23 protein-coding genes are annotated in these 24,133 nt (G+C 62.4%); 12 read left to right on the top strand and 11 right to left on the bottom strand.

What is annotated here, in order from left to right; translation table 11 throughout:
* Positions 1-5: 5 nt before the first annotated feature.
* Positions 6-161, top strand: a complete 156-nt coding sequence (locus CKW35_RS13365) for a DUF2474 domain-containing protein (protein WP_016489104.1) — start codon at positions 6-8, stop codon at positions 159-161.
* Between the two features lie 174 nt (positions 162-335).
* Here CKW35_RS13365 and CKW35_RS13360 read toward each other — a convergent pair whose 3' ends face one another.
* Both CKW35_RS13360 and CKW35_RS13355 read right to left on the bottom strand, forming a co-directional pair.
* Positions 336-1,460 carry a methyltransferase gene (locus CKW35_RS13360; RefSeq protein WP_023047385.1) on the bottom strand — a complete coding sequence of 375 codons (1,125 nt, stop codon included), beginning with the start codon at positions 1,458-1,460 and terminating at the stop codon, positions 336-338.
* 96 nt (positions 1,461-1,556) lie between these two features.
* A complete protein-coding gene (locus tag CKW35_RS13355) occupies positions 1,557-2,264 on the bottom strand; it encodes an autoinducer binding domain-containing protein (RefSeq protein WP_060517403.1) in 708 nt (235 codons plus the stop codon).
* A gap of 212 nt (positions 2,265-2,476) precedes the next feature.
* On the opposite strand from CKW35_RS13355, the gene CKW35_RS13350 reads away from it, so the two are divergent.
* A complete protein-coding gene (locus tag CKW35_RS13350; protein WP_024718028.1) occupies positions 2,477-3,253 on the top strand; it encodes a ferredoxin--NADP reductase in 777 nt (258 codons plus the stop codon).
* Positions 3,254-3,286: 33 nt separating this feature from the next.
* Here the strand turns inward: CKW35_RS13350 and mscL are convergent, their stop codons facing one another.
* A complete protein-coding gene (gene mscL, locus CKW35_RS13345; protein ID WP_016489100.1) occupies positions 3,287-3,706 on the bottom strand; it encodes a large-conductance mechanosensitive channel protein MscL in 420 nt (139 codons plus the stop codon).
* A gap of 176 nt (positions 3,707-3,882) precedes the next feature.
* Here mscL and radA point away from each other — a divergent pair, with 176 nt between their 5' ends.
* Entirely contained in the window at positions 3,883-5,253 is a 1,371-nt protein-coding gene (radA, locus tag CKW35_RS13340) for a DNA repair protein RadA (protein WP_016489099.1), read from the top strand.
* Positions 5,254-5,424: 171 nt separating this feature from the next.
* On the opposite strand, the gene CKW35_RS13335 is transcribed toward radA, so the two are convergent.
* Positions 5,425-6,942, bottom strand: coding sequence for a nucleobase:cation symporter-2 family protein (locus tag CKW35_RS13335; protein ID WP_016489098.1), 1,518 nt, complete (start codon positions 6,940-6,942; stop codon positions 5,425-5,427).
* A 263-nt stretch (positions 6,943-7,205) separates the two neighbouring features.
* A complete protein-coding gene (locus CKW35_RS13330) occupies positions 7,206-7,571 on the bottom strand; it encodes a PilZ domain-containing protein (RefSeq protein WP_023047384.1) in 366 nt (121 codons plus the stop codon).
* Positions 7,572-7,748: 177 nt separating this feature from the next.
* Here CKW35_RS13330 and CKW35_RS13325 point away from each other — a divergent pair, with 177 nt between their 5' ends.
* The 3 genes from CKW35_RS13325 to yjiA all read left to right on the top strand — a co-directional run bounded on the left by CKW35_RS13325 (position 7,749) and on the right by yjiA (position 11,152).
* Positions 7,749-9,815 carry a carbon starvation CstA family protein gene (locus CKW35_RS13325; protein ID WP_016489096.1) on the top strand — a complete coding sequence of 689 codons (2,067 nt, stop codon included), beginning with the start codon at positions 7,749-7,751 and terminating at the stop codon, positions 9,813-9,815.
* A gap of 17 nt (positions 9,816-9,832) precedes the next feature.
* A complete protein-coding gene (locus CKW35_RS13320; protein ID WP_003251633.1) occupies positions 9,833-10,030 on the top strand; it encodes a YbdD/YjiX family protein in 198 nt (65 codons plus the stop codon).
* A 144-nt stretch (positions 10,031-10,174) separates the two neighbouring features.
* Positions 10,175-11,152 (top strand): GTPase, encoded by a 978-nt coding sequence (gene yjiA, locus CKW35_RS13315; RefSeq protein WP_095116143.1) that lies wholly within the window; start codon positions 10,175-10,177, stop codon positions 11,150-11,152.
* Here yjiA and CKW35_RS13310 read toward each other — a convergent pair.
* The gene (locus tag CKW35_RS13310) at positions 11,112-12,599 is read right to left on the bottom strand and encodes a methylenetetrahydrofolate reductase C-terminal domain-containing protein (protein ID WP_023047382.1); all 1,488 of its coding nucleotides are present in this window, start codon (positions 12,597-12,599) and stop codon (positions 11,112-11,114) included. The two genes, yjiA and CKW35_RS13310, sit on opposite strands and share 41 nt — an antisense overlap.
* Positions 12,600-12,807: 208 nt before the next feature.
* Between CKW35_RS13310 and CKW35_RS13305 the strand changes: the two genes are divergently transcribed.
* The gene (locus tag CKW35_RS13305) at positions 12,808-13,608 is read left to right on the top strand and encodes a 5-methyltetrahydropteroyltriglutamate--homocysteine methyltransferase (protein WP_095116122.1); all 801 of its coding nucleotides are present in this window, start codon (positions 12,808-12,810) and stop codon (positions 13,606-13,608) included.
* Positions 13,609-13,776: 168 nt separating this feature from the next.
* Here the strand turns inward: CKW35_RS13305 and CKW35_RS13300 are convergent, their stop codons facing one another.
* Complete coding sequence (locus tag CKW35_RS13300; protein WP_024718026.1) at positions 13,777-14,955, bottom strand: acetyl-CoA C-acetyltransferase; 1,179 nt, start codon at positions 14,953-14,955, stop codon at positions 13,777-13,779.
* A 175-nt stretch (positions 14,956-15,130) separates the two neighbouring features.
* Between CKW35_RS13300 and CKW35_RS13295 the strand changes: the two genes are divergently transcribed.
* From CKW35_RS13295 to CKW35_RS13285, 3 genes are all read left to right on the top strand, one after another.
* Positions 15,131-15,397 (top strand): PepSY domain-containing protein, encoded by a 267-nt coding sequence (locus CKW35_RS13295; protein WP_016489091.1) that lies wholly within the window; start codon positions 15,131-15,133, stop codon positions 15,395-15,397.
* Positions 15,394-15,927 (top strand): cytochrome b/b6 domain-containing protein, encoded by a 534-nt coding sequence (locus CKW35_RS13290; RefSeq protein WP_016489090.1) that lies wholly within the window; start codon positions 15,394-15,396, stop codon positions 15,925-15,927. Before CKW35_RS13295 ends, CKW35_RS13290 begins: the two co-directional genes overlap by 4 nt.
* Before the next feature lie 249 nt (positions 15,928-16,176).
* Positions 16,177-17,112 carry an IS110 family transposase gene (locus CKW35_RS13285; RefSeq protein WP_016489612.1) on the top strand — a complete coding sequence of 312 codons (936 nt, stop codon included), beginning with the start codon at positions 16,177-16,179 and terminating at the stop codon, positions 17,110-17,112.
* Positions 17,113-17,348: 236 nt separating this feature from the next.
* Here the strand turns inward: CKW35_RS13285 and CKW35_RS13280 are convergent, their stop codons facing one another.
* The 4 genes from CKW35_RS13280 to CKW35_RS13265 are packed head-to-tail and all read right to left on the bottom strand — an operon-like array spanning position 17,349 to position 21,483.
* Positions 17,349-18,458, bottom strand: coding sequence for an agmatine/peptidylarginine deiminase (locus CKW35_RS13280; protein WP_016489089.1), 1,110 nt, complete (start codon positions 18,456-18,458; stop codon positions 17,349-17,351).
* 3 nt (positions 18,459-18,461) lie between these two features.
* Positions 18,462-19,547 (bottom strand): extracellular solute-binding protein, encoded by a 1,086-nt coding sequence (locus CKW35_RS13275; protein WP_095116120.1) that lies wholly within the window; start codon positions 19,545-19,547, stop codon positions 18,462-18,464.
* A gap of 2 nt (positions 19,548-19,549) precedes the next feature.
* Positions 19,550-20,446 carry an N-carbamoylputrescine amidase gene (aguB, locus tag CKW35_RS13270; RefSeq protein WP_023047706.1) on the bottom strand — a complete coding sequence of 299 codons (897 nt, stop codon included), beginning with the start codon at positions 20,444-20,446 and terminating at the stop codon, positions 19,550-19,552.
* Positions 20,443-21,483, bottom strand: a complete 1,041-nt coding sequence (locus tag CKW35_RS13265) for an agmatine/peptidylarginine deiminase (RefSeq protein ID WP_095116116.1) — start codon at positions 21,481-21,483, stop codon at positions 20,443-20,445. The genes aguB and CKW35_RS13265 overlap by 4 nt, the downstream gene beginning before the upstream one ends.
* A 135-nt stretch (positions 21,484-21,618) precedes the next feature.
* Between CKW35_RS13265 and CKW35_RS13260 the strand changes: the two genes are divergently transcribed.
* Both CKW35_RS13260 and fabV read left to right on the top strand, forming a co-directional pair.
* Complete coding sequence (locus tag CKW35_RS13260) at positions 21,619-22,473, top strand: LysR substrate-binding domain-containing protein (protein WP_016489085.1); 855 nt, start codon at positions 21,619-21,621, stop codon at positions 22,471-22,473.
* 291 nt (positions 22,474-22,764) lie between these two features.
* Positions 22,765-23,976: an enoyl-ACP reductase FabV gene (gene fabV, locus CKW35_RS13255; RefSeq protein ID WP_095116114.1), complete on the top strand. Its 1,212-nt coding sequence runs from the start codon at positions 22,765-22,767 to the stop codon at positions 23,974-23,976.
* Positions 23,977-24,133 lie beyond the last annotated feature (157 nt).

The following is a 24,133-nucleotide window of genomic DNA, read 5'->3' as shown; positions in this document are numbered from 1 at the left end:
GCCGCATGATGACCGGCAAACATGGCCTGGAAGAGAAGAAACCGCTGTGGCAGCGACTGGGTTGGCTGGTGCTGATCTGGGCAATGAGCGTTGCGGCCCTGGGGGTGGCAGCGTGGGTGATGCGGCTTTTCATGGGAGCAGCAGGATTGACCACCCATTGAGAACAACGGGGACATCTGTGGGAGCGGGCTTGCCCCGCGAACACCGGCAAAGCCGGTGCCATGCACCGCGCGGCCCCCTTCGCGGGACAAGCCCACGCCCACAATGACCGGTGTTCTCTGCGTGACAGCGCAGCCCAAGGGCTGGGCAACCTCCCACAGGATGCCCGCAGGGGCTTACTTGCGGGCTTTCAGGATGACGAACTTGGGCGTCGCCGCCACCTGCTCCACCCCTCGGAACAACCGCGCCAGCTTGCTGTGATAGCCCAGGTGGCGGTTACCCACGATATACAACGCCCCACCCACCACCAGCGCTTCGCGCGCCTGCTGGAACATGCGCCAGGCAAGGAAATCGCCCACCACCTGCTGCTGGTGGAACGGCGGGTTGCACAGCACTACATCGAGCGACTGCTTCTCCACCCCTGCCAACCCATCGGCTGCAATGAAAGTCGCCGGGCGCTCGCCCAACGCGGCTTGCCAGTTTTCCTGCGCCGATTGCACCGCCATGTACGATTCGTCGACTAGCGTGTACTGGGCATCGGGGTTGGTCAGTGCGCTGGCAATTGCCAGCACGCCATTGCCGCAGCCAAGGTCCGCCACCCGTGCGTTGCCCAAGTCGCGTGGGAGGTGTGGCAGGAATGCCCGGGTGCCGATATCCAGGCCTTCACGGCAGAACACGTTGGCGTGGTTGACCAGCTCCAGCGCAGGCGCGTCGAGGCGGTAGCGGCTCGGGTAGGGCGAGCTTGCGGCCGGCCGTTCGGCCAGCGTCGCGGTCAGCAGGCGAGCCTTTTTCTGCGCCAGCGAGGCTTGCACCGGGCCGATGTACTTTTCCATCAGGTCGCCGGCTGCGTGTGGCAAGTGCTTGATCATCGCCCCGGCAATCACCTGCGCGCCTGGCGCCAGGTGGCCCTGCAGGCGGATCAGTTGTTCTTCAAGCAGGGCCAGTGTCTTGGGCACGCGCACCAGCACCCGGTCGAACGTGCCATTCCAGTGTTCGCTGGCCGGTACGAAGGGCACGCTGTCGAACGGCAAACCGTTGCGCGCCAGGTTCTTTTCCAGGGCAAGGTGCGCCAGGTGAGAATCGCCGCTGCTGACCACCTGCAGCCGGCCCGCCAGGCTGGCGGCCAGGGCACCGAAGCTGTCATTGAGCACCAGTACCCGGCAGTTGGCGTCGGGTGCCTGTGCGTGCAACTGCGCAAGCAGGTACTCGTCGGCGGCGTCGAACGCCTGCAGCGGGTCGTTGGCCTGTTCCGGCTGGCGGATCAGGTCGAGTTCGGCGTAGGGGGTGGTCAACAGGGGCATGGCGTCTGGCTCGGGTATGAAACTGCCCGTTGCGGTTCGCCCCGGGCTTTGCCGGGCAATTCTACAGGGCTTTGCCCAAGGTCGCAGGTCTGAAGGTCAGATCCAGCCACGCAGGGCAGCGATGGCGATGGCGCCGGCCTTGTTGGCGGCATTGGTCTTGGTGATCACGCTGCGGATATGGAAGTTCACGGTGCTCTGCGACAGTGACAGGATGCAAGCCACGTCGGCTGCGGTCTTGCCAGCGGCCGACCATTTCAGTACTTCCAGTTCACGCTCGCTCATTTTAGGTTGCGGTGGGCACAGTGCGCTCAGGTGGTGTTCGCCGAGTACGGCATGCAGGGTATGGCACAGCCACTGTACGCTGCCGGCCTTGTCGTACAGCTCCACGATGTCGATTGATTGGGCTGGTCTGGCCACGCTGATCTGGCTTTCATTGTGCTGCAGGTCGTGCAGTGATTGCGTCCAGCCATGACGCAAGCCGTACTGGCAGGCCGCTTCGCGAAACTGCGGGGCCTCACGATACAGTTCGTCGGTCCACAGCACCGGCATGGTCGAACTGTGGCTGACGCTGGCGGCCGGGTCCTGTTTGTAGAACTCATCGCGCTGGTAGCGCTCGATCCACTCCGCCGGGTAGTTGCTGTAGAGGTACACCCTGGGTGTCTGCGTGGCGATCTGGATGCGCATGTTCAGCCCGAGGTACTCCATGTCCAGGTCTTGCGCCAGATGTACCGCGATGTCGAACAGCTTCCGTGGGCTGCGTTCGTTGACGAACGCTTGAAGGTGTTCGGGATTCCAGTGAAGCATCAGAAATTCCTCGGGTGCGTCGGATCCAATCCATTTGGGTACCCGGCTTATTGTAGGAAAAGACCTACCATGGCGTTGGGAATTTTTTGTTATAGCGCTTAGGGGTTTCTGCAAATTCGGCACGATCCGGTTGTGTGAGGCCCTACAAAGCAGTGGTTTTTATCCGCGCCACTTTGCGCGACACTGTGCGCACGTCAACCCTGGAGCCCGATATGACCGCTAGCGCCGAAAAGTTCACCCGCCAGACCCTGCTCGATGTTCAGCCGCTCACGCCGAACCTCTTCAGCCTGCGGGTTACGCGCGATGCGGGGTTCCGCTTCCGTTCCGGACAGTTCGCCCGCCTTGGTGTGACCAAGGCCGATGGCAGCGTGGTGTGGCGCGCCTACTCAATGGTCAGCGCACCCCATGACGAGCACCTCGACTTCTTCTCCATCGTGGTGCCAGGGGGGGAGTTCACCAGTGAGCTGAGCCGGCTGGGGGCGGGTGATACCTTGCTGATCGACCGCCAGGCCTTCGGTTTCCTTACCCTTGACCGCTTCGTGGGCGGGCGCGACCTGTGGCTGCTGGCGACCGGCACCGGTATTGCGCCATTCATGTCGATCCTGCAGGACTTCGAAGCCTGGGAGCGTTTTGACAGCATCAAGCTGGTGTATTCGGTGCGTGAAGCGAAAGAGCTGGCCTACGTGGATGAAATCGCGGGGCTGGAGCAGCGCGACTATCTGGCTGAGTATGCCGGCAAGCTGCAGTTCATTCCGGTGGTGACCCGTGAGCAGCACCCCGGGGCTTTGAATCAGCGGATTACCACGCTGATCGAGAATGGCGAGCTGGAGCAGGCGGCGGGGTTGGAGCTGTCGCCCGAGCATTCGCGGGTGATGCTGTGCGGTAACCCGGAGATGATCGATGAAACTCGCAAGGTGCTGAAGGCGCGTGACTTGCAGCTGAGCCTGAGCAAGCGGCCGGGGCAGGTGGCGGTAGAAAACTATTGGTAATGCTATTGGGGCCGCAAAGCGGCCCCAGCAACCTCAAGGCAACCGATTCTGGTTCTGCGTCTTGAGCAAATCGCGAATTTCGGTCAGCAGCGTCTCTTCAGCAGAAGGCACCGGCGGCGCAGTCGGTGCCACGGCTTCTTCGCGCTTGAGCCTGTTGATCGCCTTCACCCCCATGAAGATGGCAAAGGCAACGATCAGGAAGTCGATCACGGTCTGGATGAACTTGCCATAGGCCAGCACCACTGCCGGAATGTCACCGTCGGCAGCCTTCAGGGTAATGGCCAGGTCGCTGAAGTCCACCCCCCCGATCAACAGGCCCAGTGGCGGCATGACCACGTCGCCGACGAAGGACGAGACGATCTTGCCGAAGGCCGCGCCGATGATGATACCGACCGCCATGTCGACGACATTGCCTTTGACCGCGAAGGCCTTGAACTCACTGATCATGCCCATGTTTGGTTCCTTGTAACAAAAGGTAAGGTTAACGCAGTGTAAGCCACTAAAACGCTTCATGCGTTGTGTTCAGGGCTACTGACTGCGCTTAGAACGAATAGTTTTGTCGCATCCCGAAGCGTTCGAGACACGTCCTGCTCGGCTATGATGGCGGTTTTTTCCAGGAGACCCCACCCATGGCCAAGGCCAAGCGCTTGTATGGCTGCACCGAGTGCGGCGCGACCTTCCCCAAATGGGCCGGCCAGTGTGGCGAATGCGGAGCCTGGAACACGCTGGTCGAAACCATGATCGAAAGCGGTGGTGCGGCTGCGCCCAGCAGCGGCCGCGCCGGCTGGACCGGCCAGCAAGCGCAGATCAAGACCCTGGCCGAAGTCAGCGTTGAGGAAATCCCGCGCTTCACCACCAGCAGCACCGAACTGGACCGCGTGTTGGGCGGTGGCCTGGTGGATGGCTCGGTGGTGCTGATTGGTGGCGACCCAGGCATCGGCAAATCGACCATCCTGCTGCAGACCTTGTGCAACATTGCCTCGGGCATGCCGGCGCTGTACGTCACGGGTGAAGAGTCGCAGCAGCAAGTGGCCATGCGCTCGCGGCGCCTGGGCTTGCCCCAGGACAAGCTCAAGGTCATGACCGAAACCTGTATTGAAACCATTATCGCCACCGCGCGGGTCGAGAAGCCTCGGGTAATGGTGATCGACTCGATCCAGACTATTTTCACCGAGCAGTTGCAGTCGGCTCCTGGCGGGGTAGCCCAGGTGCGCGAGAGCACGGCGCTACTGGTGCGTTACGCCAAGCAGAGCGGCACGGCGATCTTCCTGGTCGGCCACGTGACCAAGGAAGGCTCGCTGGCCGGCCCACGGGTACTGGAGCACATGGTCGATACCGTGCTGTATTTCGAAGGTGAGTCCGACGGCCGCCTGCGCTTGTTGCGAGCGGTGAAAAACCGCTTTGGTGCGGTCAACGAACTGGGCGTGTTCGGCATGACCGACCGGGGCCTGAAAGAGGTGTCCAACCCGTCGGCGATCTTCCTTAACCGTACCCAGGAAGAAGTACCGGGCAGTGTGGTGATGGCGACTTGGGAAGGCACCCGGCCAATGCTGGTCGAGGTACAGGCGCTGGTCGACGACAGCCACTTGGCCAACCCGCGCCGGGTAACCCTGGGCCTGGACCAGAACCGCCTGGCCATGTTGCTGGCGGTGCTGCACCGCCACGGCGGTATTCCCACCCACGATCAGGACGTGTTCTTAAATGTGGTAGGCGGGGTCAAGGTGCTGGAAACGGCGTCGGACCTGGCGCTGCTGGCGGCGGTGATGTCCAGCTTGCGTAACCGGCCACTGGCCCATGGGCTGCTGGTGTTTGGCGAGATCGGCCTGTCGGGCGAGGTGCGGCCGGTGCCTAGCGGGCAGGAGCGGTTGAAGGAAGCGGCCAAGCATGGCTTCAAGCGGGCGATCGTGCCCAAGGGCAATGCGCCGAAAGAGGCGCCGGCGGGGCTGCAGGTAATTGCCGTCACCCGCCTGGAACAGGCCCTGGATGCATTGTTCGAGTAATCCGTAGTCAGGCCCGGCCCTATCGCCGGCAAGCCAGCTCCCACAGGACCACAGTTTCCAGGTCCTGTGCAGTACCTGTGGGAGCTGGCTTGCCGGCGATAGGGCCAGTACAGTCAAACGAAAAAGGGGCCGACGATGCGCGCGGCCCCCCTCTCACCGCTCAGTCAGCGGTCAATGCTCGGCAACTGCCTCGCGCCTGACCGTCTGGTTGCCGTGCTCGTCCAGCTCCAGCATCGGCACTTCGTTGCCTTCGGCATCGAACAGCTTGCCATCCTTGAAGTAGTCGCCATCACGCAGCGCGGAAATGTCGGAGTACTGGATGGTGCGTTCGTAAGCTGCAGCGAACACGGACTGGTTTTCCGAGTTGCCGGTGGTGAAGTGGTTGAATATCAGGTTCAGCAGGATGGCCATGATTGCCGCCGAGCTGATGCCCGAGTGGAAGATGGTCTCGAACCAGTTCGGGAAGTGGTGGTAGAAGGTTGGTGCGGCGATCGGGATCATGCCGAAGCCCAGCGAAGCCGCGACGATGATCAGGTTGACGTTGTTCTTGTAGCTGACCTTGGACAGGGTGCGGATACCGCTGGCCGCCACGGTGCCGAACAGCACGATGCCCGCGCCGCCCAGTACCGGGGTCGGTACTGCCGCAATCACCCGGCCCATGACCGGCAGAAGGCCGAGTACCACCAGAATCACGCCACCCGTGGCCACCACGTAACGGCTCTTGACCCCGGTCACGGCCACCAGGCCAACGTTCTGGGCGAACGCGCTCTGGGTAAACGAGCCGAAGATCGGCGCCAGGATGCTCGATGCCATGTCGGCGCGCAGGCCGTTGCCCAGGCGTTTGGAGTCGACCTTGGTCTCGATGATCTCACCCACGGCGAGGATGTCGGCCGAGGTTTCCACCAGGGTTACCATGATCACGATGCACATCGACAGGATCGCGGCGATGTGGAATTCCGGCATACCGAAGTGGAACGGCGTGGGGAAGGCGAACATCGGGCCTTCGGCGACCTTGCTGAAGTCGGTCATGCCCAGCGCCCAGGCGATGAGGGTGCCGAACACCATGGCCAGCAGGATCGACAGGCGCGAGATGGTCGCGCTGCCCAGCTTGCTCAGCAGCAGCACGATGGCAAAGGTCAGCCCCGCCAGGCCGATGTTGGCCACGCTGCCAAATTCCGGCGAAGCGCTGTTGCCGCCCATCACCCAACGAGCGGCGACCGGCATCAGCGTCAGGCCGATGGTGGTGATGACGATGCCGGTCACCAGCGGCGGGAAGAACTTGGTGATGCGCGAGAACACCGGGGTGATCAGAAAGCCGATCAGCGATGCTGCCATGACTGCGCCGAGCACACCGGGCAGGCCACCGCCGCCCTCGCTGCTGAGGATGGCACCCATGGTCGCCACACCGGCAAACGACACGCCCTGCACCAGCGGCAACTGGCAGCCGAAGAACGGCAGGCCGAGGGTTTGCAGCAGGGTGGCCAGGCCACCGGCAAACAGCGAGGCGGCAATCAGCATGCCGATCTCGGCGCCGTTGAGGCCTGCGGCCTGCCCCAGGATCAGGGGTACCGCGACAATCCCTCCGTACATGGTCAGCACATGTTGCAGACCGTAGGCCAGGTTGGCACCAAGGCCGAGGTTTTCGTCCTCGGGGCGCTTGGCGGGAGACGTGCTAGGGGACGTAGTCATGGAGCAGGCTCTCTGTTTATTTTTGTGTCGCTACTGTAGACAGTTCCTGCAAATGATTGCCACTAGAATTGTATACAATATTTTGATCGGAGCGCGCACATCGGCGGCCTCCGGATGTGCGAAAACCCAATGCAGAAGGCGTACCAACTCATCAAATGCTGTATTAGAGGGGTGTGTACAAAGTGCAGCTACCCAGCCTTAAAGCTGTCTGGGTAGACAGGAAACACAACGCGGGAAGGCTATTAGCTAGCTAAAAGATTTCATTATTCGATGAGTTCGCGCAGCTCACGCATCATTCTGGTGCTGTCAGCCCCGTTCAATTCCACAAGACGGTGCAAATGGCTCATCGAATCAATGTCGATGTACAAGCAGATGAAGCCCAGTCGGTTCGGTTCTTCGTGGCGCAGTTCGACCTGCATCTGCACCTCGGTCACTTCGTCGTTGAGCACAATGTAGGCTTCGAAGTCCTGGCTCAGGTCGGGATCCCAGGGTTGCGGGCTTTCGACCAGCAGGCCTTTGAGGGACAGGTCGAGCAGTTTCACCTCCCAGCAACGTTCGCCCTGGCACAGCCTGGTCGGGGCGTCGAACGGGATACGCAGGAAACGGCGGCGTTCGTCGTGATCGCTCATGGCATGGATCCTCGGGTAGGTCCTAAAGTGACATCCTGACTATAGTTAAAATGCTACGTGCATCAGGTACCGCAATCTGGCCGCAGAGGCTCTAGACCAAAGCAAGTGTGGCAATGCGCGATGACTCGCCCTAGACTCGGTGGGCGGTCTTTCCAATCCACCAGCTGGAAGCTAACCATGAACAACAATAATAGCCTGCTACGCCACATTCCGTGGCTGGCGCTGGCAGTCATAGGGGCCTGCGCGCTGGGTGTGGTCGCCCTGCGTCGCGGTGAGGCAATCAACGCCTTGTGGATCGTGGTCGCGGCAGTGGCCATCTACCTGGTTGCCTACCGTTACTACAGCCTGTTCATCGCTACCAAGGTGATGCAACTGGACCCGCGCCGTGCTACCCCTGCGGTGCTCAACAACGACGGCCTGGACTACGTCCCGACCAACAAACACATTCTTTTCGGTCACCACTTCGCTGCCATCGCCGGCGCAGGCCCCTTGGTCGGCCCGGTGCTCGCCGCGCAAATGGGCTACCTGCCCGGCACGCTGTGGCTGATCGCCGGCGTGGTGCTGGCCGGTGCGGTGCAGGACTTCATGGTCCTGTTCCTGTCCACCCGCCGCAACGGCCGTTCGCTGGGCGACATGGTGCGCGAGGAGATGGGCCGCATTCCGGGCACCATCGCCCTGTTCGGCTGCTTCCTGATCATGATCATCATCCTCGCGGTGCTGGCGCTGATCGTGGTCAAGGCCCTGGCCGAGAGCCCGTGGGGCATGTTCACCGTCATGGCGACCATCCCGATCGCGATGTTCATGGGCATCTACATGCGCTATATCCGTCCGGGCCGCATTGGCGAGATCTCGGTCGTTGGCGTGGTACTGCTGCTGGCCTCGATCTGGCTGGGCGGCGTAATTGCTGCGGATCCGGTCTGGGGCCCGGCGTTCACCTTCACCGGCGTGCAGATTACCTGGATGCTGGTGGGCTACGGCTTCGTCGCCGCAGTGCTACCGGTGTGGCTGGTGCTGGCGCCGCGTGACTACCTGTCGACCTTCCTCAAGATCGGCACCATCGTTGGTCTGGCCATCGGTATCCTGATCATCGCGCCCGAGCTGAAAATGCCCGCGCTGACCCAGTTCACCGACGGCACTGGCCCGGTATGGAAGGGCACCCTGTTCCCGTTCCTGTTCATCACCATTGCCTGTGGTGCGGTGTCCGGCTTCCACGCGCTGATCTCTTCGGGGACCACGCCCAAGCTGCTGGACAACGAAACCAACGCCCGCTACATCGGTTACGGCGGCATGCTGATGGAATCGTTCGTTGCCATCATGGCCATGGTCGCCGCGTCTGTGATCGAGCCGGGCGTGTACTTCGCCATGAACAGCCCGGCCGCCGTGGTGGGCGCAGACGTTGCCTCGGTGGCGCAGACGGTCAGCAGCTGGGGCTTCCTGATCACCCCCGAGCAGCTCGAAGCCGTCGCCCGTGACATCGGCGAGCACACCATCCTGGCCCGTGCCGGCGGTGCGCCAACCCTGGCGGTCGGTATCGCGCAGATCCTGCACCAGGTGTTGCCAGGTGAGAACACCATGGCGTTCTGGTACCACTTTGCGATCCTGTTCGAGGCGCTGTTCATCCTCACGGCGGTGGACGCCGGTACCCGTGCCGGGCGCTTCATGCTGCAGGACCTGCTTGGCAGCTTCGTGCCGGCGCTCAAACGCACCGAGTCGTGGGGGGCCAACCTGCTTGCCACCGCGGGTTGCGTGGCAATGTGGGGTTATCTGCTGTACCAGGGCGTGATCGACCCGCTGGGTGGCATCAACACCTTGTGGCCGCTGTTTGGCATCTCCAACCAGATGCTGGCCGGTATCGCCTTGATGCTCGGTACTGTGGTGCTGATCAAGATGAAGCGTCAGCGTTACATCTGGGTCACCTTGGTGCCGGCCGTGTGGCTGCTGATCTGCACCACTGCCGCAGGCCTGATCAAGCTGTTTGACCCGAACCCGGCCGTTGGCTTCCTGGCCCTGGCCAAGAAGTACAGCACTGCACTGGACGCCGGCCAGGTACTGGCCCCGGCCAAGGACATCGGGCAGATGCAGCACGTGATCTTTAACGCCTACACCAACGCGGGCCTGACGATTCTGTTCCTGCTGGTGGTCTTCAGCATCCTGTTCTTCGCCATCAAGGTCGGCTACGCCGCCTGGGGCCGGAAGGAGCGCAGCGACAAGGAAACCCCGTTCCAGGCCCTGCCTGACGCGTAATCGAGAGGACTGCAATCATGTTCAACGACTTGGGTCGACTGGGAAAATACCTGGGGCAGGCAGCCCGCCTGATGGTCGGTATGCCCGACTACGACAACTATGTCGAACACATGCAGAAGACGCATCCGGACAAGCCGGTGATGAGCTACGAGGCGTTCTTCCGCGAACGCCAGGAAGCCCGTTACGGCGGCAAGTCCGGGCCCAAATGCTGTTGAACCCTAAGCGTTGACCTGTCCGGCCTCATCGCCGGCACGCCAGCTCCCACAGGTACTCCATAGGCCACAAGTCTGTGCAGTACCTGTGGGAGCTGGCTTGCCGGCGATGAGGCCACTGTTTTTTCCGCACAGGAGATGTTCTGCGTGCAGACGCCTATTCCCGTAACCGTACTCACAGGTTTCCTTGGTGCTGGCAAGACCACCTTGCTCAAGCACATGCTCAAGGCCGAGCACGGCCTGAAGATTGCCGTGATCGAAAACGAATTCAGCGAGGCCGGCATCGACAGCCAGCTGCTGGGCGACGAGCCGGTGCAGGTGATGACCCTGGCCAATGGCTGCGTGTGCTGCAGCATCCACGGCGACCTCACGCGCGCCTTGTACCTGCTGCTCGAACGCCTGGACGCAGGCGAGATCGCCTTCGAGCGCCTGGTCATCGAATGCACCGGCCTGGCCGACCCGGCGCCTGTGGCGCAAACCTTTTTCATCGACGAGGAGCTGCGTGAGCGCTATATCCTTGACGGCATCATCACCCTGGTCGATGCGGTTCATGCCGAACTGCACCTGACCCAGACCATCGCCCAGGCCCAGGTCGGCTTTGCCGATCGCCTGCTGCTGAGCAAGACCGACCTGGCTGAACCGGCTGCGGTGCAGGCTCTGCGCGAGCGCCTGGCGCGCATCAATGGCCGGGCCGCCATCGGTATCGTCGAACACGGCCGCATCGACCTGGCTGAGCTACTGGATGTGCGTGGTTTCAACCTCAACCCTGACCTGGGCGCAAACCTGAAACCGGCGCTTCGCCCGGTGCTCAAGCCCGCCACGCCGGACAGGATCTCGACGCTGGTGCTGCGCACGGAAACCGCGCTGGATATCGACCGCCTCAGCGGTTTCATGAACGAACTGCTGGAAACTCATGGCAAACAGCTGCTGCGCTACAAGGGCGTGCTGAACATCGCCGGTGAAGACCGCAAGCTGGTCTTCCAGGGCGTGCTCAAGCTCTACGGCTTTGACTGGGACGCCCAGTGGGCCGAGGGTGAAACCCGTGAGAGCGTGATGGTGTTCATCGCCGATGAACTGCCCGAGGCTATGATTCGGGCTGGCTTCGAGGCGCTGGCTGCGGGCTGACCCGCCGCGGCGTTGCGGCCTGGAACCACTGCGGCCACGAGCTGCGGTGGCGGGTTTCAACCTCGATGCACGGGATCAGGCGCTCGGTGAGCACAGCGGTCTGCCGCACTGCCTTGGCGGTGCGGTACTTGACGCTGTGGATGCACTCGCGGTCGCCGAACTCGCAGCGGTTCAGTGCGGTACCGCCGCAAGGGCCGTTGGCCAAGCCCTTGGGGCAGGTTTCCGGGCAGACGTACAGCGTGTCTTCCAGACGGCAGCGGCCGCACGTATCGCAACCCACCCATGGCCGTTTCACCGCACGTTCCACTTTGTGCAACACCTGAGCACCAACGCGCGTAGCCCACAGCGGCCGGCGAACCGCCCAGCCAAATGCTTTGCTCAAGCCATTGCGGCGGCTGAACAGCAGCGAATGCATGCCGTGCATCAGGTGATAGCGTGCTTTCTCTTTGAAGGAGGCATCGACCCGCGATTCGCCCTGCCGCCAGGCCGCTTGCGGCGGATGGAAGATCACCGCCGGCAGCCCGGGCATCTGCCAACTGGCCTGCCAGGCGGGCGCCCACTGCTCCAGCGTGTGGACCTGGGTTTGCCAGTGCTCGATACGGGCTTCCAGAGCCAGCAGCTGTTTGAGTTCGTGAACCCCTGACAGGTGCACACCGGCGTAACCCATCAGCTTTACACCGATGATCTGCAAGGCCAGGCGGTCAACACTGCGCGCCTGGGCAAACACCTTGGACTGCGCGGTCTCCGCTTCGAGCATGTCACGCATGGACGGGGTGACAGTGACGCCGGCCACGTGGTCGAGCATGGCCGCACGCCCGTGGGTAAGGCTCATGAGGCAGGCCAGCATGGGCAGGGGCGTGGGCTGGCGGCGCATCCAGTGCATGGCTTCCTGATGCTTGGCGGCGTCGAAGCCCAGTTGCAGCGTGAGGAAGTCGGCCCCCGCTGCCAGCTTTTTCTCGGCCTTGAAATACTGGGCGCCGCCTTCTTCCTCACAGTACTTGAACGGGTTCAGTGCAGCGCCCAGCAGCCAGTGCGGGCAAGCCTGGCGGGCGAGCTGCAGGGCGGCGACCGATTCCAGGTAGCGTACGGGGCGCTGGCCGGGCTCGTGGCCGGGCAGGCGGTCGCCGGTCAGCAGCAACAGCTGGTCGAGGCCCGCGGCGTCCATACGCTGCAGTTGGGCGAGCAGGTGGTGACGCTCGCGGTCCTTGCCGGAAAAGTGCGGCAAGGCAGGTACCGGGTTGCTGAAAGCGGCGAGGGCGTCCAGCGGCGACATGTCCAGCGGGCTGCCGACGCGATCGCCGATGGCCACGGTCATCGGCCAGCCGCACAGGTGCGCACGGGCCATGATCGCTTCCATGGCGGCGAAGCGTTCTGTGGAAGGCTTGGGGACGAACTCCATGACGCAGACGAAGTTCTGTTCGCGCAGCGCGGTTTTCAGCAGGCTCATGTGGCCGGGCACCTGGTGTGGTCAGGGTGGCATTGTGCGGCACAAGGCGGGCGGGGTCATGTCCGGATGCGCAGGGTGGTGCTCTGAATGAGACATCAGCATGATCATGAAAAAATCTTGGGTTCATCTCAAATTTAATGAGTTTGTCTCAAACCATTGTCAACCGGACAATCCCCTCATTCATTTATGCATGCTGAAGGGACAAGACATGGCACTGGCACACAACCTGGGCTTTCCACGCATCGGTGGCAACCGCGAGCTGCGTGCCCGCCACTGGCAGGTGCAGAAAGACGCCGGCATCGAACTGCTGCCCGTTGGCGACTTTGCCTGGCTTGACCAACCGTTCGACCTTGGCTGGGCGCAACTCTTCGACGAAGTGGCGCAAGCCAAGGCCTTGGGCCACGCGGTCAAGCCAGTGGTAATCGGCCCATTGACCTATTTGTGGCAGGGCGAAAACAACGACGGGACCGACAAGCTGGAGCGCCTCGAGACCCTGCTGCCGCTCTATGACCAGTATCTCAACCGCCTGGCTGCGCTGGGCGTCGAGTGGGTACAGATCGATGAGCCGACCCTCGCCGAAGACCTGCCTCAGGACTGGAAAAACGCTTACGAACGCGTCTATAACATCCTTCAGCGCGCTCCCTTGAAGAAGCTGATTGCCACCTACTCGGGTGGCCTTGGCGGCAACCTCGGCCTGGCCGCCAACCTGCCGGTCGATGGCCTGCACATCGACCTGGTGCAGGCACCCGACCAGTACGTGACCATCCTCGACCGCCTGCCGGCCTACAAAGTGCTTTCGCTGGGCCTGGTTGACGGCGTCAACGCCGCGCCTTGCAACCTGGGACAGACCCTGGATCTGCTGCACGATGCCCATGAACGCCTGGGAGAGCGGCTGTGGCTGGCGCCATCTTGTGCGCTGCTGCACTGCCCGCTGGACCTGGCTGTGCAGAAGTGCCAGGAAGTCGCGGTGCTGGCTGCTGCACTGGAACAGAACCGCGCTGCGGCTTGATCATCGGCTGCCTGTGCCGGCCTCTTCGCGGGTAAACCCGCTCCCACAGGTACAGTGCAAGCCTTGAAAATTCATGTGGTCCCTGGCCCCACAGGTACAGCATAAACCTTGAAACTTGTGCGGTCCCTGTGGGAGCGGGTTTACCCGCGAATAGGCCGGGCCTGCTGATCAGCGCTCGATCGCCAGCGCCACGCCTTGCCCACCCCCGATGCACAAGGTCGCCAGGCCTTTCTTGGCGTCCCGCTTGATCATCTCGTGCAGCAAGGTCACCAGCACCCGGCACCCGGAAGCGCCAATCGGGTGGCCCAGGGCAATCGCCCCGCCATTCACGTTGACCCGCGCAGCATCCCATTCCAGCACCTTGCCCACTGCCAGCGCCTGTGCGGCAAAGGCTTCGTTGGCTTCGATCAGGTCCAGTTCGGCCAGTTGCCAACCGGCCTTGTCCAGGCAACGCTGAGTCGCTGAAACCGGGCCGATACCCATGATTGCCGGGTCTACCCCTGCACTGGCATAGGCGGCGATCTTCGCCAGTACTGGCAAGCCCAGGGCTTTGGCCTTGGCGGCACTCATCAGCAGCACGGCGGCGGCGCCGTCATTCAGGCTGGAGGCGTTGCCAGCGGTAACGCTGCCATCCTTCTTGAACGCAGGACGCAGTTTGGCCAGGGAATCAGCGGTGGTGTCCGGGCGTGGCTGTTCGTCCTGGGCGAACACCTTGGGCTCACCTTTTTTCTGCGGCAATACGATCGGGGTGATTTCATCGTTGAAGCGCCCGGCCTCGATGGCCGCCACGGCCTTGCGCTGCGACTCGGCGGCAAAGGCGTCCTGCTGTTCACGGCTCAGGCCGTACTTGTCCACAAGGTTCTCGGCGGTGATGCCCATGTGGTAGTCGTTGAAGGCATCCCACAGGCCATCGGTGATCATGCTGTCGATCAGCTGGCCATGGCCCATACGCTGGCCAGTGCGGGCTGAAGGCATCACATAGGGGGCAAGGCTCATGTTTTCCTGGCCACCGGCAATCACAACATCGGCATCACCGCAGCGGATGGCCTGTGCGGCCAGGTGCAGTGCCTTGAGGCCCGAGCCGCAGACCTTGTTCAGGGTCAGTGCCGGTACGCTGTAGGGCAAGCCGGCCTTGATCGCGGCCTGGCGCGCTGGGTTCTGGCCGGCGCCGGCGGTGAGCACCTGGCCGAGGATCACTTCGTCGACCTGCGCCGGGTCCAGCCCGGTCTGCTCCAGCAGGCGTTTGATCACGGCGGCACCGAGGTCGACCGCAGGTACCGTGGCCAGGGCGCCCTGAAAGCTGCCGATGGCGGTGCGGGTAGCGGCGACGATGACCACGTCATTCATGTTGTTGTTCTCCGTGCGATGGGCGTAATGCCCAAGCATCGGTGGCTTTGGCTCATTTGTTAAGTTTGTTTTTCTTTCGGATTGATGTGAAAAACAAATCAATGGGCGCTCGGCGGGCTATCCAACTAAGCTGAATTCCGTGCTGTTTTCACTCAACTGAATGGAGCCCATACCCATGCGCACCCTCATCGCCTTGATGCTACTGATCGGCAGCAGCACAGCATTCGCCGCCACCCAATGCACCACCGCAGACAAAAGCACCTGGCAAGACCAGGAAAAGTTCCAGGCCCAGCTCAAGGAGCAGGGTTACAAGATCAACAAGTTCAAGGTTACCAAGGGCAACTGCTACGAGATCTATGGTCTCGACAAGGATGGCCGCAAGGTCGAGATCTACCATGACCCGGTGAGCGGCAAGGCGGTCAAGTCCGAGTACCACGATTGAACAGCGACGGCACGGTGCAGCTGTGGGACCCGCTCCTGCGGCTGTGCCATCTCTCCATCGCCGGTGTGTTCTTCGCCGACTATTTTTTCAACGAAGAAGGTGACGACTGGCACCAGTGGCTGGGTTACTACGCACTGGCCTGTGTCGTGGTGCGCGTGGTCTGGGGCTTTGTCGGGCCACCCAGTGCGCGCTGGGCCGATTTCTGGCCAACCCCGGCGCGCCTGGCAGTGCATGCCCGTGCGCTGCTGCGCGGCGAGCCTTGTCATCGCCTGGGGCATTCGCCAATTGGCGCCCTGGTGATGCTGTTGATGCTCACCGGTATCGCAGGGCTGGTCCTGACCGGCTGGGCGTCCCAGGAGGTGGACGCGCTGTGGGGCGCCGATTGGCCGACCGACCTGCACAGCTGGTTGGCCGATGCGGTGTTGGCGTTGGTGTGTGTGCATGTGCTGGCGGCCATCTACGAGAGTGTGCGCCTGCGCGAGAACCTGCCGTTGTCTATGATCACCGGGCGTCGACGGCGCCGGGATTGAATTTAACTGTGCCGGCCTCTTCGCGGCTAAAGCCGCTTGTGTCTTGAGAGGGGATTAGAATTTGGAGTGAGAGCGGTGAATGGCAAGCTGAATGCCGAAGGTGCCTTGAGCACGTGTGGGAGCACAAGCTGCCATTCACCGTTCCACTTTGGCGAGAGCCCGAACAGTTGGATGAGGGCCTAATCTCGAACCACAAGCGTGGGCCAAGCCAAAGCTCTCTCACACTGTTAAGTCTAGGAGGTTTTGGTGATGGCTTCCTTCTTGGGTATCGATGTATCCAGTCTTTCCCTTGATGCACTGGTGCGGCCCCAGGGCATCAAGATCAGCGTGCGCAATGATCCAGCGGGCTTTGAGGAACTGGTGAAGAGCCTTCGAGGGCTCAGCATCAAGCGCGTCTTGCTGGAAGCTACAGGCGGCTACGAGCGTGATGTCATGCGCTTTCTCCAAGACGCCAGCTACAAGGTCATACGCGTAAACCCCACACGAGCCAGATCGTTCGCGGATTCCTTGGGTATCAAGGCCAAGACCGATGCCATCGACGCCGCAGTGCTGGCCCATTTCGCTGAGGTCATTCCAGACAAGCCAACCCTGAAGACAAGCCCTGAAAGGGCCCTGTTACGGGAACTCCTTCAGCAGCGTGATCGCCTAGTCCAACAGCGAGATGACGACCGGCGGCGCCTGAAGCAGGCTCAGTCAGCGATGGTCGCCATTTTCCTGAACACCAATCTCCAGCACTTTGCCTCGCAGATAAAGTTGGTGGAGCAAGCGATCAAGCAGCAGGCCACAGTGCTCAACGATGAACGGATTGCCAAATTGGACGAAGTCAAAGGCATCGGGATGGTAACCGCGACCAAGCTGGTAGCGCTCTTGCCGGAACTGGGGCATGTGGAGTCCAGGGAAATAGCCTCTTTGGTCGGTGTGGCCCCCTTCAATCACGACAGCGGAAAGTCCGTGGGCAAGCGCTTTATTTCAGGAGGCCGATTTGAGGTCAGGCGTGCGCTGTACATGGCGTGCCTGGTGGCGGTGAAACATAATCCAACGCTCAAAGCCCGATATGAAGCGCTGCGTGGGCGGGGGAAACTTGCCAAGGTTGCGATTGTGGCCTGCATGAGAATCTTCATCGTGCGCCTCAACGCGATGCTCAGATCGGGCACGCCGTGGCGGGATGACTTACCGCAGCCATGAAAACATAGCGCAGCTCAAATCAGGGTGGGAGCAGGTTTACCCGCGAAGAAGACACCGTGTGGATGGCACGGGCTTCGCCCGTGTTCACGGGGCAAGCCCGCTCCCACAGGGATCGCGCCAGCTTTTAGAAGTTGAGCAAGACAGTTGCTCCCACAGGTATTACACAGCCCTTGATAGCGGCGGGGCCCTTGTGGGAGCGGCTTTAGCCGCGAAGAGGCCAGGTCAGGCAACACAACTCAAACAGCCGGACACTGATGGGTCACACAGTGAATCCCGCCACCCCCGGCGGCAATGGCATCAATATCCAGCTGCACGATATCGCGCCCCGGGTACAACGCCGCCAGCAACGCCCGAGCCTCTTCATCCGCCTGCGCATCACCAAACTGCGGCGCGATGATCGCGCCATTGATCACGAAGTAATTGACGTATCCGGCCGCAAAGTCTTCATTGCCCTTGCTGAACCTGTTACGCCGCCCGCGCTGTGGCGGTGACACGACATGAATCTGCAACGTCCGGCCTTCTGCATCGGTGGCGCGCTTGAGAATCTCAAGATGCTTGCGCGTCACGCCGTGGTCATACGATTCCGCGTCGTTGTCCAGGTTGGCAATCACCACCCCCGGCCGCACGAAGCGGGCATAGAAATCCACATGCCCGTCAGTGATGTCCTCACCGGCGATGCCCGGCAGCCAGATAACCTTGCTCAACCCCAAGCGCTCCTTGAGCTCGGCCTCGACCTCGGCCTTGCTCCAGCCCTTGTTGCGGTTGGCATTGACCCAGCTGCTTTCGGTCATGATGCCGGTGCCATGGCCATCCACTTCGATGGCACCTCCTTCACCGACCAACTCGCTGCGCTGATAGCGCGCGCCGGCGAGTGTGGCGATCCGCTTGGCCAGCTGTGCATCGTTGCGGTGGCGCTGCTTGTTGCCCCAGCCGTTGAAGTTGAAATCCACCGCGCCCAGCGCGCCGTCGTCATTGAGGACGAAGTTGGCGCCGATGTCGCGCATCCAGATGTCGTCCAGTTCGCACTCGACAAAGCTTGTGCGCGGGCTGGCGCAGTGCTGCTCGGCCAGCTTTCGTTCGCTTGCCCGGCAGAACACGGTGACCGGCTGATAACGCGCGATGGCTTGGGCTATGCGGCCCAGGGCAGCTTGCACATCGGCGGTGAAGTCTTCCCAGATGACATCCTGGGCGCCGAAGGCGATGAAGGCGCGCTGCTGCGGTTCGCCCTCGTCAGGCATGAGCCAGCGCCCGGGCTCGTCGGCGCGAGTCAGGCCCAGGGGCAAGCCAAGGCCGGTGCCGAGGCCGGCCGCCAGTGACAGTTGCAGGAAGGTTCTACGGCTTGGCATGGCTCAGTCCTGTGCAGTCTTGAAGCGTGTCCACACGCGCATGCGTGCCCGCATGTCAGCCTGTGGAATATCGCGGCCCGGTATTAGTCGGGCATAGGTTGCTTCGTCGAGGTAGATATCGGGGTTGTCGCGCATGCGTGGGTCCACCGCCTGGCGCGCCTTGGCGCTGGCAGTGGGGTAACCGGTGAAGTTGCTGATGGCAGCCATGTTCGCCGGGCGCATGACGAAGTTGATGAAACGATAGGCGTATTCCGGGTGCCTGGCGTCGGCCGGGATGGCCATGGTGTCCATCCACACCGTGGTGCCTTGGCGGGGCACGCGGTACTGGAAGTCCAGGTGCTTGTCTGCGGCCTCGGCCGTGCGCTGGGCCTGGATCACGTCGCCGCTATAGCCCAGGGACACGCACAGGTTTTCGTTGACCAGTTCGGTCACCGGCTGCGACTGGAACTTGCGCACATACGGGCGTATGGCCTTGAGCAGCTCGCTGGCGGCGGCCAAGTCTTCACGCTTGGCGCTGCGTGGCTCGCGCCCCAGGTAGTTGAGGACCACAGCCAACACTTCGTCGGGCGAGTCGATGACCGAGATACCGCAGTCGGCGAACTTGGCCGCCAGCTCCGGCTTGAACAGCAGGTCGAGGTTGTCCAGCGGCGCATCGGGCATGCGCTGGCGGACTTTCTCGGCATTCACCGTCAGGCCGATGGTGCCCCAGGTGTAGGGGACGGTCGCCTGGCTGGCCCTGGGGTACCGGGCATGCAGCTGGCGCAGGCCAGGCTCGATGTCGTCCAGTGCCTCAAGGCGGCTGTGGTCCAGTGGCTGCAGGCTGCCGGCGCGCATCAGCCGTTCGGCAACGGTGTCACCGGGGAACACCAGGTCGTAGCCACTGCGCCCGGACATCAGCTTGGCTTCGAGTACTTCACTGCCGTCCATGACGTCGTAGATGACCTGGATGCCGGTTTCGGCCGTGAACTGCTTCAGGGTGTCCTCGGCAAAATAGTCGGCCCAGTTGTACAGGCGCAAAACGGCCTGTTCGGCCTGGGCCTGGCTGGCGCAAATGGCCAGCGCCAATGCGGCTAGAACGTGGTGTTTCATGCTCAGGCCCTCAGGGTATGTGGATGCTTGCCGTCCAGAGTCAGCAGTGGGGCGTACATTTCCGGGCGACGGTCGCGGTAGATGCCCCAGCTCAGGCGGTCATCGCGCATGCGTGCCAGGTCCAGGTCGTGCAGCCAGATGCCGCCGTTGTCACGGTCGGCCTCGGCGAGCATGGCGCCCTTGTGGTCGCAGATGAACGACGAACCATAGAAGCGCATGCTCAACGAAGCGTCGCTGGCGGCGACTTCATCGCCTACGCGATTGGCCGCCACCACCGGCAACAGGTTGGCGGCGGCGTGGCCGCGCATGGCCACCTGCCAATGGTCGCGTGAGTCCAGTTCGGCGCAGCCGGGCTCGGAGCCGATGGCGGTGGGGAACAACAGCACTTCGGCGCCCATCAGTGCCAGGCAGCGAGCGGTTTCGGGGAACCACTGATCCCAGCAGATACCAATGCCCAGGCGGCCAAAGGCGGTATCCCAGACCTTGAAGCCGGTGTCGCCAGGGCTGAAGTACTCCTTCTCCTGGTAGCCGATAGCGTTGGGGATGTGGGTTTTGCGGTACACCCCGAGCAGGCGGCCGTCGGCATCGGCCACGGTCAGCGAGTTGAAGAAGGCATTGCCGGCGCGCTCGTACCAGCTCAGCGGCAGCACCACGCCCAGCTCGCCGGCCAGCGCAGCGAAGCGCTGCAGCATCGGGCTGCCGGGGTAGGGCTGGGCGAGGGCCTGGTGCTGGTGGTCCTGTTCGATGCAGAAGTACGGGGTAGCGAACAGCTCCTGCAGCAGGATCACCTGGGCGCCTTTGGCAGCGGCTTGGCGCACAAGCTGTTCGGCGCGGTCGAGGTTATCGGGCAGGTTCCAGCTGCACGGCATCTGAGTGGTGGCCACCCGTAGCAGGCTCATGGCTGTACCTCCGGCTGCTGCTGGGTAATGCAGTGGATGCCGCCACCGCCGTGGGCTATGTGGTCGATACGCACGGGTACGATCTGCCGGCCCGGGAAAGCGTGGGCCAGCTGTGCAGCGGCCTCCTTGTCGGCGGCGATGCCATAGGCCGGCATGATGATTGCGCCGTTGGCGATGTAGAAGTTGGTGTAGGACGCACAGAACACTTCGGCGTTATGGTCGACCGCGGCGGTGGCTTCGTACAGGTCCAGCAGTTCGAAGTGTCGGCCCCGGGCGTCCGTGGCCAGTTCCAGGGCACGGCGGTTTTCCCGCACAACTTCGGCGTACAACGAGCCTTGATCATGCGTGGCGTCGACCAGCAATACGCCTGGCCGGGCGAAGGCACACACGCCGTCGATGTGGCCGTCGGTCATGTCGCCGGTGACGTATTGCGGGTCACCCGGCAGCCAGACGGTCTTGCTGATGCCCAGATGGCGGGCAAAGCAGGCTTCGAACTCGGCCTTGCTCACACCAGGGTTGCGGTTGGGGTTAAGCAGCACCGATTCTGTGGTGATCAGCGTGCCTTCACCATCGACATGCACCGCGCCACCTTCGTTGCATAGCGAGGTGCTGAAACCGTCGAGGCCTAGCTGGTCGAGGATGCGCCGGCCCAGGCTGCGGTCCAGACCATGCTGCGACTTGTCGCCCCAGGCATTGAAGCGCCAGCTCAGGCCGGCCAGGCCATGCTGCGGGTGGCAGACGAAACTCGGGCCGCTGTCACGGCACCAGCTGTCGTCCACTGCCAGTTCGATCAGCTCGATGTTGGCACCGCAGAGCGCGCGGGCGCTGGCCACGGCAGACGGGTCGACCACCATCTTCACCGGCTCGAAACGAGCGATGGCCGCTGCGACCCGAGCGTAGTCCTGCTGTACATCGGCCAGGCGCACGTTCCAGGCGCTTTCCCACAAGTCCTGATTGTGTGGCCAGATCATCCAGGTTGCCGCGTGACGTGCCCATTCGGCGGGCATGCGCCAGCCACTGTCGAGGAACAGGTGCATAGTGAACTCCGATCTATGAAGGATTTTTATCAACGAAGCCCGCCGTCGCGGGTGTTGGTATGCATGCTATGGCTAGGCCTGGCGGGCGACAAACGATAGATTTAGCGCACATCTGATTAGCAGGGCTTATCAATCATGCTTAAACACTGGCCACCTCTTAATGCCCTGCGCGGTTTCGAGGCTGCGGCGCGGCTGGGCAGTTTCCATAAGGCTGCCGAGGCGCTGAACCTCACGCAGTCGGCCATCAGCCAGCAGATCCGCAGCCTGGAAACCTACCTGGAGCAGCCGCTGTTCCACCGCAGCGGGCGTAGCGTGAGCCTGACCGATGCCGGGCATGACCTGCTCAGCACCACCCAATCGCTGTTGCAGCACCTGGCCGTGGGCATTCGTCGGCTTGACCAGTACCGCAAGCCTGACCAGTTGGTGGTCAACACCAGCCCGGCATTTGCCAGGCATTGGCTGTTGCCGCGGCTGGCTGACTTTCACCGGCGTTGCCCGCAGGTCGACTTGTGGTTGTTCACCAGCTTCGAGGTGCCGGACATGGCCACCGAGACCATCGACCTGGCCATCCGCGATGACCTCAGTGCCCAGGCCGAGTGCAGCTTCAGCGTGCTGCATCAGGATCAACTGTACCCGGCCTGCCATCCTTCAATGGCCGCTTCGGTTGTGCGCACTACCTTGCATGGCGAGCGGGAGATGGACTGGAGCCATTGGCAGCTGGAGGGTGGCGAGGATGTGGGGCAGCAGGGCAAGGGGCTGAATTTTTCCGATCCCGGGCTGTTGCTGGATGCGGCGAGCGAGGGGCTGGGGGTGGCCCTGGTCAGCCAGTTGCTGGCACAGCGGGCGATGGAGGAGGGGCGTCTGCAGGCGTTGTCGGCGCAGCGGGTACGGGGGCCGGCGTGGGCTTGCCTGGTGCATCGGGACAGTCAGGAAGATCCGCTGGCCCGGCAGTTTCTGGAGTGGTTGAAAGGTGCTTTGGCCTCAGAGTGATGTTGGCATTACTGGCCCTATCGCCGCCAAGCCAGCCCCCACAGGTACCCCACAGGGCGGAAGGTTTGCGCAGTCCTTGTGGGAGCTGGCTTGAACTGGCCTAATGATTTTGGACACCTTCATCGGGCGCTATGCCGACGATAGGGCCGGTACAGGTAAACCCAGGTTTTGCATCCTTTTGATCACCCCGTAATATGTGTCGGATAACCTGCGGGGGTAGTCTCACCCTCTGATCAATCGGAATCGCCCCACGCGGCGCTTCCCCGGCATAAACCTGACGAGGTACAGACATTGGCCATCATTCATCCTAAGGTTCGCGGTTTTATCTGCACCACGACTCACCCGAAGGGCTGCGAGCTCAACGTCCGTGACCAGATCGAAGCCACCCGCAAGCTGGGCGTGCGCGAGGATGGCCCGAAAAAGGTCCTGGTCATCGGTGCTTCCAGTGGCTACGGCCTGGCCGCACGTATCACCGCAGCGTTCGGTTTCAAGGCCGACACCTTGGGCGTGTTCTTCGAAAAACCAGGCACCGAAACCAAGGCCGGCACTGCTGGCTGGTACAACTCCGCTGCCTTCGACAAGTTTGCCAAGGCCGAGGGCCTGTACAGCAAGTCGATCAACGGTGACGCCTTCTCCGACGAGGCCCGTGCCAAAGTCATCGAGCTGATCAAGAACGAGATGGGTGGCAAGGTCGACCTGGTCATCTACTCGCTGGCCTCGCCTGTGCGCAAACTGCCGCAGACCGGTGAAGTCATTCGCTCGGCACTCAAGCCGATCGGCCAGCCCTACAAGTCGACTGCCATCGACACCAACAAGGACACCATCATCGAGGCCAGCATCGAGCCGGCCACCGAGCAGGAAATTGCCGACACCGTCACCGTCATGGGCGGCCAGGACTGGCAGCTGTGGATCGATGCCCTTGCCGGCGCCAACGTGCTGGCCGAAGGTGCTCGCACCGTGGCCTTCAGCTACATCGGCAGCGACATCACCTGGCCAATCTACTGGCACGGTGCGCTGGGCCAGGCCAAGCAGGACCTGGACAATACCGCTCTGCGCCTGAACAAGAAATTGGCCGACGAAGTGAAAGGCGGCGCCAATGTGGCCGTTTTGAAATCGGTGGTCACCCAGGCCAGCTCTGCCATTCCGGTGATGCCGCTGTACCTGTCGATGGTCTTCAAGATCATGCAGGAGAAAGGCGTTCACGAAGGCACCCAGGACCAACTGGACCGTATGTACCGCGACCGTCTGTATCGCGCCGATGGTGCGCCGGCCGAAGTCGACGAGAAGGGCCGTCTGCGCCTGGACGACTGGGAGCTGCGCGACGACGTACAGGACGAGTGCAAGGCCCTGTGGCCAAAGGTCACCACCGAGAACCTGTTCGACCTGACCGACTATGCCGGTTACAAGAAGCAGTTCCTCAACCTGTTCGGCTTCGAGCGTGCTGACGTCAACTATGACGACGACGTGGCCACCGATGTGAAGTTCGACTGCATCGAGCTGTAAGCCGAACCGGGCTGGCCCTATCGCCGGCAAGCCAGCTCCCGCAGCTAGACCACAAGCCTCATGGCCTGTGGAATTCTGTGGGAGCCGGCTTGCCGGCGATAAGGCCAGCACAGGTTCAAGATTTTTTGCTAGTTTTGGCGCACAACAACAGGGAATG

Source organism: Pseudomonas sp. Irchel 3F3 (assembly GCF_900187545.1).
GTDB lineage: Bacteria > Pseudomonadota > Gammaproteobacteria > Pseudomonadales > Pseudomonadaceae > Aquipseudomonas > Aquipseudomonas fortuita.
Note: the sequence above shows the minus strand (reverse complement) of the source record. Positions and strands in the feature narration are given on the sequence as shown.

Excerpts from the sequence above, each read along its gene's own strand:
- CKW35_RS13365 (WP_016489104.1), top strand. The coding sequence starts at position 6 with ATGATGACCGGCAAACATGGCCTGGAAGAGAAGAAACCGCTGTGGCAG.
- CKW35_RS13310 (WP_023047382.1), bottom strand. The coding sequence starts at position 12,599 with ATGAGCCTGCTGAAAACCGCGCTGCGCGAACAGAACTTCGTCTGCGTC.
- CKW35_RS13320 (WP_003251633.1), top strand. The coding sequence starts at position 9,833 with ATGTTCAACGACTTGGGTCGACTGGGAAAATACCTGGGGCAGGCAGCC.
- CKW35_RS13280 (WP_016489089.1), bottom strand. The coding sequence starts at position 18,458 with ATGCCAAGCCGTAGAACCTTCCTGCAACTGTCACTGGCGGCCGGCCTC.
- CKW35_RS13305 (WP_095116122.1), top strand. The coding sequence starts at position 12,808 with ATGGCACTGGCACACAACCTGGGCTTTCCACGCATCGGTGGCAACCGC.
- CKW35_RS13265 (WP_095116116.1), bottom strand. The coding sequence starts at position 21,483 with ATGCACCTGTTCCTCGACAGTGGCTGGCGCATGCCCGCCGAATGGGCA.
- CKW35_RS13325 (WP_016489096.1), top strand. The coding sequence starts at position 7,749 with ATGAACAACAATAATAGCCTGCTACGCCACATTCCGTGGCTGGCGCTG.
- CKW35_RS13295 (WP_016489091.1), top strand. The coding sequence starts at position 15,131 with ATGCGCACCCTCATCGCCTTGATGCTACTGATCGGCAGCAGCACAGCA.
- CKW35_RS13285 (WP_016489612.1), top strand. The coding sequence starts at position 16,177 with ATGGCTTCCTTCTTGGGTATCGATGTATCCAGTCTTTCCCTTGATGCA.
- CKW35_RS13360 (WP_023047385.1), bottom strand. The coding sequence starts at position 1,460 with ATGCCCCTGTTGACCACCCCCTACGCCGAACTCGACCTGATCCGCCAG.
- radA (WP_016489099.1), top strand. The coding sequence starts at position 3,883 with ATGGCCAAGGCCAAGCGCTTGTATGGCTGCACCGAGTGCGGCGCGACC.
- CKW35_RS13355 (WP_060517403.1), bottom strand. The coding sequence starts at position 2,264 with ATGCTTCACTGGAATCCCGAACACCTTCAAGCGTTCGTCAACGAACGC.
- CKW35_RS13275 (WP_095116120.1), bottom strand. The coding sequence starts at position 19,547 with ATGAAACACCACGTTCTAGCCGCATTGGCGCTGGCCATTTGCGCCAGC.
- mscL (WP_016489100.1), bottom strand. The coding sequence starts at position 3,706 with ATGGGCATGATCAGTGAGTTCAAGGCCTTCGCGGTCAAAGGCAATGTC.
- CKW35_RS13260 (WP_016489085.1), top strand. The coding sequence starts at position 21,619 with ATGCTTAAACACTGGCCACCTCTTAATGCCCTGCGCGGTTTCGAGGCT.
- CKW35_RS13335 (WP_016489098.1), bottom strand. The coding sequence starts at position 6,942 with ATGACTACGTCCCCTAGCACGTCTCCCGCCAAGCGCCCCGAGGACGAA.
- aguB (WP_023047706.1), bottom strand. The coding sequence starts at position 20,446 with ATGAGCCTGCTACGGGTGGCCACCACTCAGATGCCGTGCAGCTGGAAC.
- CKW35_RS13300 (WP_024718026.1), bottom strand. The coding sequence starts at position 14,955 with ATGAATGACGTGGTCATCGTCGCCGCTACCCGCACCGCCATCGGCAGC.
- CKW35_RS13330 (WP_023047384.1), bottom strand. The coding sequence starts at position 7,571 with ATGAGCGATCACGACGAACGCCGCCGTTTCCTGCGTATCCCGTTCGAC.
- CKW35_RS13350 (WP_024718028.1), top strand. The coding sequence starts at position 2,477 with ATGACCGCTAGCGCCGAAAAGTTCACCCGCCAGACCCTGCTCGATGTT.